Raw genomic sequence first — 18,406 nt, 5'->3', positions numbered from 1 at the left:
CTAATGCTTACCTGTTTTATTCAAAAGCTCTTCTCTTTGCTTACCCTATGCCCATAAGCACCTCAAGTAGCCTGTCCATAGCCCATAAGCTGATAACTGATAGCTGATAACTGATAGCTGATAGCTGATAGCTGATAGCTGATAGCTGATAGCTTATGATAATAAGTTAATCGGATTTAATATCATGTGTTATTTGTTTTTGTCTTCAGAGCCACAGTTGATTGAGTCCAGCTTGGCGGCAAATTCCAGAGCACCTTTAATACTATCGATATTGCCCTCAATCCGTGCAAGTTGAATCTCAGTCAGTAACTCACCAATTTTAGAACTAGGGGATAACTTAAGAGACTTGATTAAATCTTTACCAGTAACCAGTGGTGTGGGATGGGCAACCTGGTCATTGGGATTCAAATAGTGCTCAATCAAGGGTGCTATAGTATCCACAGCCATGCCCCTGGCAACTGCCAAAAGCGCTACCACAGGAAAGACAGCTCCAACGTTAAGAAAGAAGAAATACTGCTCCCGTAATGGGATATCCTTGGCAGTAGTATAAGACAGCAATTGGGGCAAATGTTGGATTGCCCTGACTACTATTCGAGTCTGAACACGAGAGTACTTTAGAGCTAACAGCTGTTGTTCAGCAACTGCTGGTATTGATGATAATAAATTTGCTAGCTTAGCCAAATTTAGCAACGATAAAGAATGCTTAGTCACCTTTAAGTTCAATTCCACCCCAAGCTTAGGCCAGGTTTCTGCCAGTACCATCGCGGATGGGTTAATTGCTGTCATGTACTCGAAAGATTCAGCGGTGGCATCAGGCAGCCATGGTCGTAATACATTATCCTCCCAGGCCGCTTTTAGCCAAGGTACACCCTGAGGAGACTTGAGGAGATAGCCCAATTCTGTCCTTACTCGTTCTGCTGCGATTTGGCTCAATAATGGTGCTACCTTTCTAATCATTGATTGGGTGGCTGGGTCAATCTGAAAACCCAACTGAGCGGCTTGTCGATAACCCCGCAGTAATCGTAATGGGTCATTTTGTAAGTTTTCTGGTGACACCATCCGGATTATACCTTTACGGCAATCTAAGATACCCTGTAATGGATCAATGAATTCCTTGGTGTGGGGATTAAATGCGATCGCATTAATCGTATAATCCCGCCTATGTAAGTCAGCCTCTAAGCTATCCCCCTCCTGTTGAGCAAAGTCAACTGTGGCGTTGCCAAACACTACCCTAGCTATTTGACGCTCGGCATCCAAAACCACAAATCCGGCCTTATAACGTCTTGCCAGCTTGCTTGCTGTCCGTACTGCTTTAGTGGGTAAAACAAAGTCTAAGTCTTGGGTTACCGACTGTCGGTTGATCACAGCATCCCTAACCGCACCACCCACCAAGCAAGCGTCAGAAGGGAGTAACTCCCAGTTAAACGGCCAATTTTGGGGTGATATAGCAGTTTGGTAATTAGTCATTAGTCATTTTCTGAAATCTCAGAAATAATACTATATATCAATTGTGGTAAACTCGAACATATAACTTTATAAAAGTAGCAAACAGAGTAGCCAATACTTAAGTATTTGATATTATAAGCTAGCCAATAAATTTCTGAATTGAGCTATGCTAAAATAAAGGAAATGGAGTTTAAGCAATGTGTATTTGCATTAACTGCCACTACGTAGACCGGTGTACTACATACCATGCTGTGGAAACCCAGCATCAGGTACCTCACCTGACGGAATCTCCCAACTTTGAAGCGGTTGAGCCCACCATCAATGTCAATATCCGTTCTACTGAAGATATAATCGAAATGGAATGGGACGTTGTGGGGTGTAATAGCTTTAAGCAGGAAACTGGGAAGTGGGCAAACCTTCGTCCTGGTGAACTGGTACCCACCTGATGGGATTGTGAATTTTAGGTATTCTGGCGATAAGCTCCACTCTGTAGCTAAGATCAGCATGGGATTCATCGCCAGTCAAGTTTTAATTTAACCAAGCAAGCTTTTGATAAAAGCTCGAATTGGTTCTGGTTGTGTTTGTCCAGTATTTTTCAAAATACTGCTTTAATTGACACAAAAGACACGATCGAGCCAAAATATTAAAAAGTATTAATTTTTGTAACGCTGGATGTCTTTTGAGCTTTTATCGTTGGAAACAGTCCAGGACATAGCTAAGGACTATGGCTACTGGGCAGTTTTTTTTGGGATTGCCCTGGAAAACGCTGGGGTTCCCATACCGGGAGAAACCATTACCCTGGTAGGTGGCTTCGGTGCAGGTAGCGGCGAACTCAATTATTGGGTAGTCCTATGCTCTGCGATCGCTGGTGCTGTCTTAGGAGATAACTGTGGTTACTGGATTGGGAAAATCGGTGGTTGGCCCTTACTACTGCGAATTGGGGGTTTAGTCCGGATCACAGAAGCACAACTGACAGAGGCTAAAACCGAATTTCGTAAGAACGCTGCTAAGGCCGTTTTTTTTGGTCGATTTGTGGCAATACTGCGGATCTTTGCTGGTCCAATGGCAGGGATTGTTCAGATGCCTTACCCGAAATTTATATTATTCAATTTAGCTGGTGCTACGATCTGGGCATCAGTGATGGTGAGTTTATCCTACTTTTGCGGACGCTTGATACCTCTGGAGCTATTAATCTCTTCGGTATCTAAATTTGCGATTGTTGCTCTGATTTTGGTGATTGGCTCGATTGTTGTTCCTAAATGGTTTGAGTCTCGTAGGCAGAAATTGGAGATGGGGGATTAGTTTAAATTGGCAAACGGTAATCGGTAATTGGTAGTTAACGATTACCGTAACCCAATTACCGTAACGCAAAATTCCTAACTCCTGGTTTTTGCTGACCACACCCGAGTTGGTAATCCCCACAAGTAGATGAAACCCTCAGCGGCCTTGTGGTCAAACTGGTCTTCCGAGGTGTAGGTAGCTAGTTCCGGAGTGTAGAGAGAATTCTCTGACTGACGTCCTACAATTACGGCATTACCCTTGAAAAGTTTAACCTTGACTGTACCGGATACCCGCTCCTGGGTTTTTTGAATGAAAGCATCCAAAGCATCCTTAAGGGGACTGTACCACAAGCCTTTGTAGACCATTTGACTGTAGGTGTCTTCAATCCCTCGCTTGTACTGGGTAACATCAGCAGTCAAAGTCAGACTTTCCAAGTCACGATGAGCTTGGATCAACACCGATAGGGCTGGTGTTTCGTAAATTTCTCGGCTTTTGATACCAACTACCCGGTTCTCAACCATGTCAATCCGTCCCACACCGTGATTGCCAGCTAACTCGTTGAGTTGACTAATCAAAGTCACGGGGTCAAGGAGATTACCGTTAAGAATAGTGGGAATACCTCGCTCAAAGCCGATTTCAATATACTCTGGCTCGTCTGGTGTATTTGCGATCGCTTTTGTCATGGCATAAACTTCCTCTGGTGGTTCTACCATCGGATCTTCAAGCACCCCCGCTTCAATACTGCGCCCTAGCAGGTTACGGTCAATGCTGTAAGGGGAAGACTTTTTCACTGGTGAGGGAATACCAAAGCGCTCACCATATGCGATCGCATCTTCACGAGAGAAACCCCACTCCCTAGCTGGTGCCAATATTTTCAAGTTGGGGTTAAGGGCGATAATCGACACATCAAAACGCACTTGGTCATTGCCCTTACCGGTACAACCATGAGCTACCGCATCTGCACCGTATTTTTCAGCAGCCTCCACCAATAATTTAGCAATCAGGGGACGAGCCAGAGCAGTAGAGAGGGGATAGCTACTTTCATAAAGAGCATTAGCCTGAATGGCTGGAAACGCATAGTCCTTGACAAAGGTGTAGGTCGCATCAGCAACCAAGGATTCTGTTGCCCCAGCGTCCAAGGCTTTTTGTCTGATTGGTTCTAGTTCATCTCCCTGACCTAAATTTGCCGCTAGGGTGATCACCTCCTTTACTCCCCATTCTTCTTTGAGATAAGGGATACAAACCGACGTATCTACGCCACCGGAATATGCTAGAACAACTTTTTCAGCACGGCTCATGATAGTTTCACCCTGTGGAAAACAACAAAATATCTATTCTATCCACATATTTCCAGAATAGGGTTGCTCAATTGGCACAGAACTCTAATCGTAATCCGCTTCAACAGTATCAATCCAAGCCAAACTAGTGCCTGGATAATAGTTGCCTAAAATTTCTTGATAGGTGTAACCCTGCTTAGCCAAGTCACGAGCTCCGGTTTGACTCATACCCTGACCACCAAATACATTTTTGACAATATGGTCAGAAGCCGCGTACAAGGATTCTACCACCCCACCTTTGTAACTTAGAAAAATGCCGCGAGTTTCTTGAACTGCCTGAGCCGTGGTGTTCCACTCATATTTGATTCCTTTGTAAACTTGCCAACGCTGAGTGTTTCCCAAATCATAGAACTTACTAGCGGGTCGAATCGCATGAACCAAAGCATAGGAGCGAGCAGCAATGGCTTGTGCTTTCAGAGCTGCCATTGGCCAACTAGGATACACTTCCGCTCCCACCACCGAAGTCAGGTAAAGCTCAAGGTCAACGTAGTTTACTGCCAAGATGCTATCTCCCTTAGAAATCAATAGCAAATCCCCTCGATACCAGCGATTTCCCACTAATACATACCCTCCGTTAGTTGGCTTCACCCAAAGCCCTGCGGGGGTCTTATAGTTACCAATTTGAATATAGTCCCCTAATGGTTTAACATTACTTCCCTGATTGGCGGTTAGTTTACCCAGGGGCTGACCCCTAGCATCCAGCAACTCACCCGGTGTTGAGGTAGCCACTACCAGAGACTTAACACCATTGGCTACAGCAACTCGCATTTCTAGGATGGGAGCATCATTCAATAGCTTTGGTGCTGGTTGCTGATTTTTGGTAGCTCCTTCAGACTGGCTGGGCGGCTGGTTGTTGTGATTAGAAGACTCAGTCTTGGTTGATTTATCTGATTTATCCTGGGATTTATCCTTAGTAGTAGCAGTAGATTGTTTCGTGTCTTGCTTGCTAGGAGTTGATGCTTGGGTAGCTTTAGTTTGGGCTAGGGTTGTTGAGGGTGGTGACTTAGAGACAGTGGAATTCTCATCCTTGGGGGTAGGAGATGGGGATGGTGTTGGAGTTGTGGCGGTAGATGTTAGTTCGGATGTGGGAGTATCCTCTGAGTTAGCCAACCCATCCGACTCAGGGGAAACTTGATCTGGGGAATTTGGAGCAGAAGACGTTGAGGAAGATGTTTCTAACTCAGAGCCAGGTGACAGGGATTTCGCTAAGACTAAAGGTACAGATAGGGCAATTGAAAATAGGGCAATTGACCACAACACTGATTTCGTCATTTGTAATTAAAATTCAACACTTGCTTCACCGGCTATTACACTATATAATACAGCATTCCTAGTGGAATTCTGGATAGTGACAGACAGCTTATCCCTTTCTTAGCTTCCGCCAAAATTCATCCCACATCTCAACACTTCGTTTTGAGTGTGGGATGAATTTTGGACAAACTCTTTCACAAAAAACCGGCACGATGTGTCAAAGTGTATTTACTGACAAGCAAAGCTGAAAATGCTAGCATGTTGGTGAAACGTTTTTACAAAAAAGTCAAAAAAAATATATAGAGCAGAGGCCGATGGAAGATGAATCAGGTAATTGCTAGTTAACACTAAAGCTTTGATCCTCCCAAAGATCGGCAGGGGGTCAACCCTCAACCTTGGCCTTTGGCCACGCTACGCGAACAACCCTCAACCCACCCTACTTCGGACGCCAAGAGCGAACAACCTTCCACAATCACTTACTTTCGCCCAGTCAGCCAATAGGTGATCATCTCTCCTTTGCCCTTCACATTAATAATTCCTCGCTCTTCAAACAAATACTTGTCTCTTAAACGCTCGTAAGTGGCAGCAGTAACTTGAATTCTCCCAGGTTCCCCTTGAGAGTCCATCCGAGATGCCACATTAACCGCATCCCCCCACAAATCATAAATAAACTTCTGGATACCGATCACCCCAGCTACCACAGGACCAGTGTTAATCCCGATGCGCAGGCGGAATGGTTCTCCATCATCCCGCTGGAAACGAGTAATTTCCTGTTGCAGATCCAATGCCATGTTTGCGATCGCTTCTGGATGGTCATCCCTAGGGTTTGGTAGACCACCAACAACCATGTAGGCATCTCCAATAGTCTTAATTTTCTCTAATCCATGGTGCTGCGCTAGTTGGTCAAAGCTTGAGAAAATTTGATTAAGTAGATTAACCAATTCTGTGGGAGAGATGCGAGCAGAAAGCTTGGTAAACTCCACAATATCAGCAAACAGAATTGTTACTTCCTCAAAGCGATTCGCAATAGCTTTTGGCTCTTGTTTTAATCGTTGGGCGATGGAGTGAGGTAAAATATTCAACAACAAGTGTTCCGACTTTTCTTGTTCAGCTCTCAGCGCTGCTTCTGCCTGTTTGCCCTTGGTAATGTCGGCTACAGTGCCTTCGTAGTACAGTAGTTTCCCTTGAGCATCACGCACAACACGAGCATTCTGGGATGTCCAGATGATTTGGCCATCTTGTCGATAAACCCTAGCTTCAAAATCCGAGATAGCACCATGCTCCTCAACCGCAGCAATAAACTCAGCATAGCTGTTGGGGTTGACATAAAGTTGCTGTTTAATATCGGTCACTTTAGTAACTATTTCTTCTGGGCAAGAGTAGCCATACATCCGAGCTAAAGCTGGATTGACACTCAGGTACTGCCCATTCGATGTAATCTGAAAAATCCCCTCAGCGGCATTTTCAAAGATGCTACGATACTTCTCTTCAGCTTCCTGGAGTGCATCTAGAACCCGTTTGCGCTCCGTAATATTACGAGCGACCCAAATCACACAATTGTTTGGCAGGGGTGAGACACTCGCAGCAAACCACACCTGGGAATTATCACCTCTAAAGTGTGAAGTATGAAAGGGTTTTTCAGTTTGCCCCACTAGCTTTTGGCCATTGAATTCCGAAAATTTTTCATAATCGGATGAATTGTGATAATAGTTGTTAGTGTGATGCCCTATATTCTTGGAATCGAAGTCCGAAAGTTTGTGGCCATTCAAGTCTGAGTTAGAACTAATTTCATCCTTAATACTTCCTACTTGATAATGTCCTATAGGTAAACTGTATTCTATATTCAGGGTTTGTTTAGTATCTAAGACTTGCCGGATATGGGTGACAAAAAGTTCAGCTTGCTTGGGGGGAAAAACCTCGTAGACACTCTTACCAAGTAGTTCGGTCGTTGGACTATATAAAACCTCAGAATTGGTCGAGACTACTTTCATGTATCGTCCTTGAGCATCAAAAACGGTAATCACATCTGTCATCGCCCCAAACAGTACCCGCAACTCAGCTTCGGATTTACGTAGTGCTGCTTCGATGTGCTTGCGCTCTACAATCTCAATCCGTAGTTGATGATTGGCGTCCCGTAGTGCTGCTGTTCGTTCCTCCACTCGGGTTTCTAACACTTCATTGGCTTTTTGCAAGGCTTCCTGAGCTTGCTTACGCTCAGAGATGTCTTCTACAGTACCTTCGTAATACAGCAGATTGCCATCTTCATCTTTAATGGCACGGGCATTTTCGCAAATCCAAGTCAAACTGCCATCCTGGCGATAGACTTGGGACTCGAAATCCACTAAGGTAGGATTTTCTTCCAATAACTGGATAAATTGGGAGCGACGGTTCGGATCAACATAAAGTTGCTGCTCAATATTCGTGACAGTATTAATTAATACTTCTGGGGACTCATAACCATAGATACGAGCTAAAGCTGGGTTAGCACTGAGGTAACGTCCTGAGGGGGTGGTTTGGAAGATACCTTCTACAGCATTTTCAAAGATATTGCGATATTTCGCTTCAGCTTGCCTCAGGGCTTCTTCAGCTTGCCGACGCTCGGTAATATCAATCCCAATAGTGAAAGCAACTGAGCCTTGATGGTACTTCTGGGCAACAATCACATAATTGTGCTTTTCGTTATTGACGATAGCCGACACCTCTCGGCAAGCATCTTGCTCTGAGCTAGCAAAAAACTCCTTGACAAAGTCATTAAACTCTGAGCTAGCCTCAAGAAACCCAATGTCTTGACCCACAAAAGCCTCTGGGGGCAAGTGAAACGTTTTGGCTAAATGGTGATTCACACCTAGGTATTGCAAATCCGAGCTAATCCAAGAAACAATCCCTGGTACTGCGCCTAAAACTGCCTGTAACTGATCTTTGGTCTTGCGCAGGTCCTCAAGGGCCTGCTGACGTTCGGTAATATCAATCCCAACGGTGAAAGCAGCTGAGCCTTGATTGTACTTCTGGGCAACAATTAAATAATTGTGCTTTTCGTCATTAACAATAGCCAAGACCTCTCGGCAAGCATCTTGCTCTGGGCTGGCAAAAAACTCCTTGACAAAGTCATTAAACTCTGAGCTAGCCTCAAGAAACCCAATGTCTTGACCCACAAACCCCTCTGAGGGCAAGTGAAACGTTTTGGCTAAATGGCGATTCACACCCAAGTAGCGCAAATCCGAACTAATCCAAGAGACAATCCCCGGTACCGCTTCCAACACGGCCTTTAACTGATCTTTAGCTGCCCTGAGTTCTTCTTGAGCTTGCTGACGCTCTCGCACCTCCGTAATTAGCTGAGCATTAGATGCTTTTAAGTCAGCTGTGCGTTGTTCAACCTTTAGCTCTAGCTCATCGAACGCTTTCTGGAGTTTTGCTTCAATTCGTTGCCGCTCAACTATTTCATGTTTCAACTGTGCCGTTGCCATTTCTAATACTTGTGCATTGGTCTCGAAAGACCTAGCTTTTTCAATCCATTGAGCCACCTCAGCCAATAATTCAATCACCACATTTGTGCTATAGGGTTCGATCAATGGTGTGGCCCTAGCCGACCCATTGTATTGGTGAGTTTGTGTATCACAGGCACAGTTATAGGTTTCAACCCCTAACCAGGGTAGGGGTTTAATCGGACGTTCACTGGTAAACACAATTTCAAATTGTCCAGTAGGCAAAATCCGCCCAATCCGGCATTTTTTGGCAATATGGTGATTCGGTTCGATTTGGACTAATCCTCCCGGAGCATCAAATTTCTGACCATAAGCTGCCACCCGTACCCGGTCTACTTCAAATGATTGAGCGGATTCCACGGCTTGTTTCCAAAGGTAAACCTGGGCATAGGCGGCTTCAATGGGGTCACTAGTCACTCGGTTAGCTCCGTAACGACGCTGAAAATTCTGGACAAACCGTTGATTATTAGGAGTGTTCAGACTCTGGAAATAGCTCCAGCTGGCATAATGTCCCGCCGCTGTATCCCCTATCCTTTGGAGTTCCGCCTCAGCCACACTCACTGCCATAATCGGAATGTCATCAGCTGTAATTCCAGAGGATTTGTACTGGCGATAGAAGGCTACATTACTGTCACCATTGAGGGTGTTGAAGACCACATCTGGTTGAACCTGTTTAATTTTGGTGATCACCTCTCCCATATCTTGAGTGCCTAGAGCCATGTAATCTTCCCCAACCACTGTTCCCCCCAGTTGTTTCAGTTGCGCTTTAATAATCTTGTTGGCAGTCAGGGGGAAAATATAGTCGCTACCGATCAGATAAAATCGCTTACCGTAATTTTTCACCAGCCAGTTCACCGCTGGCTCAATTTGTTGATTTGGACAAGACCCGGTATAAAAAATATTGGGGGAACATTCCAGACCCTCATATTGTAGGGGGTACCATAGCAGAGAATTTAACACCTCGAATACAGGCAAAACTGCCTTACGAGAAGCAGACGTCCAGCAGCCAAAGACTGTGGCTACCTGATCCTGTTGAATCAGTTTTCTGGCCTTGCTCTCAAATTCCGCTGAGTTCGATGCGCCATCCTCAACGATCGCTTCGATAGGTTGACCAAGAACTCCTCCGGTTTGGTTAATTTCTGCGATCGCCATCAGCTCAGCTTCCACCAGGGGGGCTTCGCTAATTGCCATAGTACCTCTTAAGGAATGCAATATACCAACTCGTATACAGGGGTTATCAGTCTTGAAACTTGGCATTGCTTAAATTCCTGCAATATTTATTTGCAAATCTTTAACTTTTAATCACCCATCAGCCTCTCACTCTGGGTTTATCTAGCAACCGCAGGCGACGTGACCTACTATTAAATAATCAATGTTAAATCAAGCGCGAATGTAGCGAGCACCCTGATTAAGTCAGGATAAAACCGTGTTAGGGGAGGAATTTTTGTGGGTGTAAAGGAAATATTTTCGGGTCAACCTGTTAACTACCTACACAACCCATCGAAGATGACTTAGTTTCTGGGGCAGTTGTGGTTATAGAAGTAAAATTTAGAGAATCAAGATAAAAGTGGCAAAATTTAGGAAAAATTTCGAAATTTTAGTTTTAATTTCCATCTTTTATTCCCTCCCACCATTTACCTCTTCCCGATTAAGTCAATTACACTGCACCTCAACCAATTAGTACAACAATAATATAAATAACTTAAAATTTACTGTGAACTTATATTTCAATATAACGACTATACAATTCTTTACAAATCTCTGATGTCTCTTTGGATACTATCACTGAAAAAATTTTGTTTGGCGTTGCTGATAAAAGTGAACTCATCCCACCACTCAAGTAGATGAGATATAGAGTTATGAGATAAGCATTCAGCCAACAGAGGTCAGCGGTCAGCCGTGAGCTAAAGGCTCACGCTACTTGAGGTGCTTTGTGGCACAGGCTTTGGCCACGCGGGGCGCGTTTGGCCACGCTGTGCGAACGACGCGCTTGAGGTATAGCAGTCGCCAGGGCAGGCGCGGACATGACAAAAGTCTCAAACCTAAGTAAGCGCAAGAGTTTGACTTCTGACTTCTGACTTCTGACTTCTGACTTCTGCTATAACTCAGCATTATTCCAATGCTTACTTGTTTTATTCCAAAGCTGATAGCTGATACGCGACACGCTGATAGCTGATAGCTTACAGAAATGCTATATACTACACCTTAGTTTTTGACAAATGACAAATGACAACTAGCTAATGACAGAAACGGAAAGGGAAACGTCACCTTCTGCGGTAGTCTAGAACAAGTAAATTGATCTGCCTTGTAGAAATTGACAGCCCTATGACCTCTACCGTTACCAGTCCTGCCCGGACAATTCGCATCGGTTCTCGGAAAAGCCAACTTGCTCTGATTCAGACTTACTGGGTACAAGAGCAACTGAAAAAGCATTTTCCAGACCGAGAGTTTGAAGTCCAGACCATGAGTACCCAAGGAGATAAAATCCTGGATGTGGCTTTATCTAAGATTGGGGATAAAGGGTTATTCACTAAGGAACTGGAATTGGGAATGCTTAGGGATGAGATCGATTTTGCGGTGCATTCCCTCAAAGACTTGCCGACCAAATTGCCAGAAGGGTTGGTATTAGGGTGCGTCACGGAACGGGAGAACCCCGCCGATGCTTTAGTAATGCACCAAAAGTACCAAGATAAACAGCTGGAAACCTTGCCAGAAGGCTCGATCATTGGAACCTCCTCCCTGAGACGGCTGGCTCAGCTGCGCTACCATTTTCCCCATCTGAGTTTTAAAGATGTCAGAGGGAACCTAAACACTAGACTGGCAAAACTGGATGCTGGTGACTACGATGCACTAATTTTAGCAGTAGCTGGGCTAAAACGACTGGACATGAGCGATCGCATTCACCAAATTTTACCACCAGAGATCTCACTCCATGCTGTGGGACAAGGGGCTTTGGGAATTGAATGCCGTGAGGATGATCAAGAAGTCTTAGAACTACTCAATGCGATCGCACATCCTCCTACTGCTCAACGCTGTTACGCGGAACGGTCATTATTAAGGGCGCTCGAAGGTGGCTGTCAAGTTCCCATCGGTGTAGACACTCAGTTGGAAGGCAATACCCTAACCCTAACAGCTATAGTGGCTAGTGTGGATGGGCAAAGACTTGTCAAAGATACCATTCAAGGGGAGCAGAGTCAAGCAGAAAATCTGGGACTCGAACTTGCCGAACAGCTCAAACAACAGGGAGCACAAGAGATTTTGGATGAAATTTTGGCTCAAATCGAGCGGGAATAGGAATATAGCTGAAAATTCAATCCAATTCCTGTCCGAAGCGCTATAGATTTGATAATTTTCGCAAAGCCGCTTTTAGTGTAGGAAAAGGCTAAGGAAAAGGTTTTTTAAGCCATAGCCTTTTTCTTTTACCGTAGAATTTTTCAGAAGGCTAGAGTAAGCTAGGATAGCCGGAAAGCTGAAGGTTCTTCGAACAAGTCAACAGAGGAGTTAAAGGTCAATTCCTGAAAAGTTCTGCTCCATGTTTCAGGCTTGATCAAATGCACTTCATCCTTCAAGCTTGCAGCTATTTCCTATGCACTAACAACAAATAATTGACAACTAACAGATGAAGATTCTATTCGTTGCGGCGGAAGCAGCTCCCATCGCGAAAATTGGCGGTATGGGGGATGTAGTGGGATCATTACCCAAAACCTTGAGGCAATTGGGACCCGATGTCCGAATTTTCATGCCTTACTACGGCTTTTTGCCCGATAAAATGGAGATTCCAGAGGAACCAGTGTGGTCCGGTGATGCTATGTTTCAACACTTCAATGTGTTTGAAACCCTACTACCCAAGACTGATGTCCCCTTATATTTATTTGGTCATGCTGCCTTTGCTGGTCGCCAAATCTATTCTGGAGATGATGAAGACTGGCGATTCACCCTATTTGCCAATGGTGCAGCTGAGTTTGCTTGGAACTACTGGAAGCCTGATGTTATTCACTGCCATGATTGGCACACGGGCATGATTCCGGTTTGGATGCACCAATCATCAGATATCAGCACAGTTTTCACAATTCACAACCTGGCTTATCAAGGCCCCCAGCGCTGGCGCTTAGAAGAAATTACTTGGTGTCCCTGGTATATGCAAGGTCATAATACTATGGCAGCAGCTGTACAGTATGCTAACCGGGTAAATACTGTTTCTCCCACCTACGCTCAACAAATCCAAACTGCTGAATACGGTGAATCCTTAGAAGGTTTGCTGTCATTTATCAGTGGTAAAACTGTTGGAATTGTCAATGGTATTGATACAGAAAGTTACAATCCCGAAACCGATAACTACATTCCTCACAACTTCACCGCAGATACTCTCGACATCCGCAGCAAAAACAAAGTAGCCCTCCAGAAAGAAGTCGGCTTAGCCATCAACCCGGATACCTGTGTGATCAGTATGGTTTCCCGCTTAGTGGAACAGAAAGGGATTGACCTGCTCGTGCAAGTTTTACAGGGTTTCCTAGCTTACACCGATTGTCAATTTTTAGTCCTAGGTACGGGAGAGCGCTACTATGAAACCCAACTGTGGGAAATCGCATCCCGCTATCCAGGACGAATGTCTGCTCAAATCCTCTATAACGATCCTCTAGCTCGACGCATCTATGCTGGTAGTGATCTATTCTTAATGCCTTCCCGCTTTGAACCCTGTGGGATTAGCCAAATGCTGGCTATGCGTTACGGCTGTATCCCCATAGTACGACGTACTGGGGGTTTGGTGGATACCGTTTCCCACCATGATCCGATCAAGCAAACTGGCACCGGTTACTGCTTTGACCGCTATGAACCGTTAGATTTTTATACTTGTATGGTTCGGGCTTGGGAAGGTTTCCGCTACCAGAAAGAATGGCGGAGTTTGCAGCAACGAGCTATGAGCCAAGACTTTAGTTGGGAGAAGTCAGCCAGGGAATATATCAATATGTACCAATATCTGGTAGGATTACCGGCAGAAGTACCTCAACATGTACCACAAGACAACCATTTAGTTGTTGCCAGCTAGACAGAACATTCCATAAGTTACACCTATTCTGTTACTGTGAACAGTGATCACTAAGGATGGCTAATTTGGTAGTGATCAACAAGTAGTGATTTGGCTACAGTCTGGTCAAAGTAACAGGAGCTAAAATCACTACTTGTGTACCACTACCGCTAATTTAATATGGCTAATTTAGTTTTAAATTAGTAAAATTACCATGGCCTTCCCTTAGTGGATTGGTGCTACAGCTGTTTCAAATTAGGTGCATGACTACTAGACTGCATGACTACTAGACAGAGAACCTTAGGGGGGGTTGCTATGAAGATTATGGGGAAACCGGTATTAAAACCCAAGCGCAGCAATTATTCTAAGTACCAAGGACGGTGGAGCCGCCTAGAGGGCAAGATTTTCCCTCCTCAAGGCTCTAACCGAACAATCTCTCCTTCATTCCTCAACCGCAAATCTCTAGCTCAAGTCATGCCCTGGGGGGTAGCCATGTTGCTCTCCCCAACTGGGCTACCAGCAATAGCACAAATCACCTCAGCAGAAGACAGTGCAGGGACAATTGTAACTCCTAATGGTCAAAGCTTCGATATTACTGGTGGTAGCCTCTCTAGTGGCGATAAACCGAATCTGTTCCACAGTTTTGAGGAATTTGGACTCGATTCCGGTCAGATTGCCAATTTTATCTCTAATAATCCCCAGGTTAGGAATATTTTGGGACGAGTCGTAGGCGGTGATCCCTCAATTATTAATGGTCTAATTAAAATCACAAGCGGTGGCACCCCTAACTTATACTTAATGAACCCAGCAGGAATTATTTTTGGGGCTGGTGCTCGAATAAATGTCCCTGCTTCCTTTACAGCAACCACAGCGACTGGGATTGGCTTTGAGGACGGGAATTGGTTTGATGCCTTTGGTGACAATAATAATTACCAGAACTTAATTGGTGACCCCACTAGCTTTGCCTTTGATTTAGCCCAACAAAGAAGTATCATTAACGCTGGTGAGCTGGAAGTGCCAGACAATAGCACTATCGCCTTGATCGGGGGTAGTGTGATTAACACTGGGCAAGTGAAGGCACCGGGAGGCAATATTACTATCGCTGCTGTACCAGGGAAAAGTTTGGTTAAGATTTCTCAATCTGGAAATTTGTTGAATCTAGAGATTGACCCCCCTCGTACACCAAATGGGCAACCATTAATTACCGCACTAGATATACCAGAGCTACTGACAGGACAAGCCCAAGGCGTTGAGACAAAACTCAGTGCCAATTCCAATGGAACCGTGCAGCTGACAGATTCTGGCACCACAGTTCCCACTGAGACAGGAACAACCATTGTCTCGGGGACCCTAGATGTTTCCAGCCCAGAACTTAGGCGACGCAGTGTAACAGTATTAGGCGATCGCATTGCTGTAATTAATGCCACCATTGACTCTTCCGGCGGTAATGGTGGCCAGGTGTGGATTGGCAAGAACCCCCAAGACAATCCAGACAATCCAGACAATGTGAAATTAAATGCCAATCGCACCTTTGTCAGCCGTGATTCCGTGATTAAGGCTGATGGAGAAGCGGCAGATAGAGACGGAGGTCGAGTTACTGTCTGGTCAGAGGAAACCACAGCATTCTATGGCGAGATTACTGCCCGTGGCGCTGGAGAGCAAACTTCATTGTCCCCATTGTCCCCAGATGCTGGGACAGTTGAGATATCTAGCCAACAGACTTTAATCTTTGATGGCACAAAAGTTGATGTCACCGCCCCTCTTGGTGAAAACGGCACGATTACATTCGACCACAATAACATTAGTATTGTACCTGGGACAGGGATTGCTGGTCAGCAGCTAGCAGATAATCCCCTTGGTTTTGATGTGATGGAAATTTTGTCGGGGGATGGGGGGACATCTGGCTTTACCCTTGGCGCGAATGCCCTAGAACAAGTTTTGGGCAACATTGTTCTGAATACTAGTAATGATATTACCGCCCCTAACGTGTCTCTGAACTTTTCTGGAGATATCACCATTAATGGCGTTAATGTCACTCTAGGTGATATCAAGACAAATGGGGGAGCGATTACAATCACAGCGTCTGAGGCTCTGAGCACAGAAGAGCTTAACTCATCAACAACAGTTGGCAAGGGAGGGGATGTTACCCTCGATGGCGATAATATTCAGGTTAGCTGGATCAATGCCCAAGGTGGTAGTGATGGGAAAGGCGGCAATGTGGAAATTACCACAGAAGGTTTTTTTAGAGCCACTGGGACGTTTGACACCTTAATCGAGGGCAAAGAAACAGCAGTCAGCATTGCTACAGTTGGGGGAGATGGTGGAGGAAAAATCACCATCAGTCATGGTGGAAATGGGCAAACCCCCTTTGAGGTGGGAAATAGTATTACTAATGGTACAGAGGGAGCTATTTCTACAGGTGATTCTACCATTCTTCCACCAGAATCCTTTTTGACTTCAACGAGCTCAGATTCAGGTGATATAGAAATTAATACTGGGGAGCCATCTTCAAATGCGACTAGCGCAGGTCAAGCAATGGCTACCAATTTGTTGGGGAATTCTTCGACTAGCGCAGGTCAAGCAATGGCTACCAATTTGTTGGGGAATTCTTCGACTAGCGCAGGTCAAGCAATGGCTGAAGATGTGATTTCAAATTCGACTAGCCAAGGTCAAGCAATGGCTGAAGATGTGATTTCAAATTCGACTAGCCAAGGTCAAGCAATGGCTGAAGATGTGATTTCAAATTCGACTAGCCAAGGTCAAGCAATGGCTACCAATCCCTATTCAAATCCGGCTAATATATTCCCCAGTCTCCCTCAACTATATCAGCATTCCATTGAATTCTTACCAATTCTTACTCAACCAAAGCCTCAGGCAATTGCTCCCAAAACAGAATACACTCAAATAAACCATAAAAATACTAAATTAGAACCTAATTATAATCTTAAAAACCTTGAGTTTGTTAATTTTCCCCCTAAATCGAATTTAATCAACATTTATTACAATCAACCAGCACCACAGACTATAGCAGAGATTACTAATACTAATAGTACTAATATTAGTCAATCACTGGCACAATCAGTCCCACAGCAAGTTACCAGTAAATCCTCTAAATCTACCCTAGAAGCTGAAGCTGATGTTAAACAACTTGAGGGAGGCTTTACCTATGCCTTTGAAAAACATCTAGGCATTAGCAACACTCCCATAGTCACCCTGGAAGAAGCCCAAGCCCACCTGCGCCAGATTGAAAATATTACTGGACTCAAACCAGCCCTAATTTACCTCTTCTTTAAACCAGAATTTAAACCGGAAACTACTAAGGGCAATCTAGTCAATTCTAAAGGATTGACGTCAACCAAACCGGAACGAGAGAGAACGGAAAATCGGCAAAAGACTAGGTCACACTGGCAAGAAAATCTCGATACACAGCTGGAATTACTAGTCGTTACGGCTTCGGGAGCAGTAATTCGAAAACAGGTGCAGGGAGCAACGCGATCGCAAGTTCTCTCTGTTGCTCGGGAATTCCACAGGAGTATCACCAATCTCGAAAGCGCAAATGTCTACCTACCCTTGGCTCAGCAGTTGTATCGTTGGTTGATTGATCCAGTAGAGCAGGAGCTAAAAGCCCAAAAAATAAATAATCTTGCCTTTATCATGGACGTTGGTTTGCGCTCCTTACCCATGGCAGCACTTCATGATGGCACTGGGTTTCTTGTAGAACGATATAGCCTTGGTTTGATGCCAACTCTATCATTAACCAACATGAACTATGTAGACATTAGGAAATTTCAAGTCTTGGCCATGGGAGCATCCCAGTTTAAGAACAAAAACCCATTACCAGCAGTTCCTGTAGAGTTATCGATGGTTACAGAACAACTGTGGTCAGGAAAGGCATTACTTAACGAAGCGTTCACCGTAGCAAATTTGATAAAAGCTCGTGCCTCACAACCCTTTGGTATCGTTCATTTGGCTACCCATAGTGAATTCTTAGCCGGTAAGCCAAGTAATTCCTACATCCAGCTGTGGGATACCAAGCTGCAACTTAACCAGTTGCCTAAACTAGGCTTAAGTAAGCCTAAGGTGGAGTTGTTGGTCTTAAGTGCCTGTCGTACTGCCTTAGGAGACGAGCAAGCCGAATTAGGATTTGCCGGTCTAGCAGTGCTAGCGGGGGTCAAGTCCGCATTGGGAAGTCTCTGGTATGTCAGCGATGAGGGTACCCTGGGGCTAATGACAACGTTTTACGAAAAATTACAGCAACTCCCAGTGAAAGCCGAGGCTATACGGAAAGCTCAGTTAAATTTGCTCAGGGGCACAGTACGTCTCGAGAGAGGGCAGTTGGTAACGGATCAGGGCAGTTTTCCTTTACCGCCAGCGTTAGCTAAGTTGCCAGATGTGGAGTTACGACATCCCTACTATTGGAGCGCTTTTACCCTAATTGGTAACCCTTGGTAATGTTTGATCCTGATTAACAACTCCTGCTACAGAATAGTTAAGCTGAATAATTTGACTGATAGTTATCCTGGTTTTTCCTTGATCCTTGATTGTCAACAAGTGAGAAACGAAACCTAGGTGGTGTCAACCAT

At 44.8% G+C, this 18,406-nt stretch carries 9 protein-coding genes; 5 read left to right on the top strand and 4 right to left on the bottom strand.

The features are described 5' to 3' along the window. Positions 1–189 precede the first annotated feature (189 nt). Complete coding sequence (locus F6J94_RS06630) at positions 190–1,467, bottom strand: CCA tRNA nucleotidyltransferase (RefSeq protein ID WP_293038322.1); 1,278 nt, start codon at positions 1,465–1,467, stop codon at positions 190–192. A gap of 176 nt (positions 1,468–1,643) precedes the next feature. Here F6J94_RS06630 and F6J94_RS06625 point away from each other — a divergent pair, with 176 nt between their 5' ends. Beyond that, on the top strand, positions 1,644–1,892 hold the full coding sequence (locus F6J94_RS06625; protein WP_293038319.1) for a Ycf34 family protein: 249 nt from the start codon (positions 1,644–1,646) through the stop codon (positions 1,890–1,892). Positions 1,893–2,118: 226 nt separating this feature from the next. Further along, positions 2,119–2,748 carry a DedA family protein gene (locus F6J94_RS06620; RefSeq protein WP_075898074.1) on the top strand — a complete coding sequence of 210 codons (630 nt, stop codon included), beginning with the start codon at positions 2,119–2,121 and terminating at the stop codon, positions 2,746–2,748. Positions 2,749–2,822: 74 nt separating this feature from the next. Here the strand turns inward: F6J94_RS06620 and F6J94_RS06615 are convergent, their stop codons facing one another. From F6J94_RS06615 to urtA, 3 genes are all read right to left on the bottom strand, one after another. Continuing rightward, positions 2,823–4,025 carry an argininosuccinate synthase gene (locus tag F6J94_RS06615; protein ID WP_293038313.1) on the bottom strand — a complete coding sequence of 401 codons (1,203 nt, stop codon included), beginning with the start codon at positions 4,023–4,025 and terminating at the stop codon, positions 2,823–2,825. A gap of 84 nt (positions 4,026–4,109) precedes the next feature. Next, on the bottom strand, positions 4,110–5,336 hold the full coding sequence (locus tag F6J94_RS06610; protein ID WP_293038310.1) for a SpoIID/LytB domain-containing protein: 1,227 nt from the start codon (positions 5,334–5,336) through the stop codon (positions 4,110–4,112). 455 nt (positions 5,337–5,791) lie between these two features. Continuing rightward, positions 5,792–10,054, bottom strand: coding sequence for an urea ABC transporter substrate-binding protein (urtA, locus tag F6J94_RS06605; protein ID WP_293038307.1), 4,263 nt, complete (start codon positions 10,052–10,054; stop codon positions 5,792–5,794). A 1,068-nt stretch (positions 10,055–11,122) separates the two neighbouring features. Between urtA and hemC the strand changes: the two genes are divergently transcribed. The 3 genes from hemC (at position 11,123) to F6J94_RS06590 (ending at position 18,275) form a co-directional block, all read left to right on the top strand. Beyond that, entirely contained in the window at positions 11,123–12,091 is a 969-nt protein-coding gene (gene hemC / locus F6J94_RS06600) for a hydroxymethylbilane synthase (protein WP_293038304.1), read from the top strand. A gap of 325 nt (positions 12,092–12,416) precedes the next feature. Further along, positions 12,417–13,844, top strand: coding sequence for a glycogen synthase GlgA (gene glgA / locus F6J94_RS06595; protein ID WP_293038301.1), 1,428 nt, complete (start codon positions 12,417–12,419; stop codon positions 13,842–13,844). 258 nt (positions 13,845–14,102) lie between these two features. Next, positions 14,103–18,275 carry a CHAT domain-containing protein gene (locus F6J94_RS06590; protein ID WP_293038298.1) on the top strand — a complete coding sequence of 1,391 codons (4,173 nt, stop codon included), beginning with the start codon at positions 14,103–14,105 and terminating at the stop codon, positions 18,273–18,275. The last annotated feature ends 131 nt before the right edge of the window (positions 18,276–18,406 follow it).

The sequence above is a fragment of the Moorena sp. SIO1F2 genome (genome assembly GCF_010672755.1).
GTDB lineage: Bacteria > Cyanobacteriota > Cyanobacteriia > Cyanobacteriales > Coleofasciculaceae > Moorena.
Note: the sequence above shows the minus strand (reverse complement) of the source record. Positions and strands in the feature narration are given on the sequence as shown.

Coding starts and splice junctions, on each gene's coding strand:
- glgA (WP_293038301.1), top strand. CDS start 12,417: ATGAAGATTCTATTCGTTGCGGCGGAAGCAGCTCCCATCGCGAAAATT.
- F6J94_RS06615 (WP_293038313.1), bottom strand. CDS start 4,025: ATGAGCCGTGCTGAAAAAGTTGTTCTAGCATATTCCGGTGGCGTAGAT.
- F6J94_RS06610 (WP_293038310.1), bottom strand. CDS start 5,336: ATGACGAAATCAGTGTTGTGGTCAATTGCCCTATTTTCAATTGCCCTA.
- urtA (WP_293038307.1), bottom strand. CDS start 10,054: ATGCCAAGTTTCAAGACTGATAACCCCTGTATACGAGTTGGTATATTG.
- F6J94_RS06625 (WP_293038319.1), top strand. CDS start 1,644: ATGTGTATTTGCATTAACTGCCACTACGTAGACCGGTGTACTACATAC.
- F6J94_RS06590 (WP_293038298.1), top strand. CDS start 14,103: ATGACTACTAGACAGAGAACCTTAGGGGGGGTTGCTATGAAGATTATG.
- hemC (WP_293038304.1), top strand. CDS start 11,123: ATGACCTCTACCGTTACCAGTCCTGCCCGGACAATTCGCATCGGTTCT.
- F6J94_RS06630 (WP_293038322.1), bottom strand. CDS start 1,467: ATGACTAATTACCAAACTGCTATATCACCCCAAAATTGGCCGTTTAAC.
- F6J94_RS06620 (WP_075898074.1), top strand. CDS start 2,119: ATGTCTTTTGAGCTTTTATCGTTGGAAACAGTCCAGGACATAGCTAAG.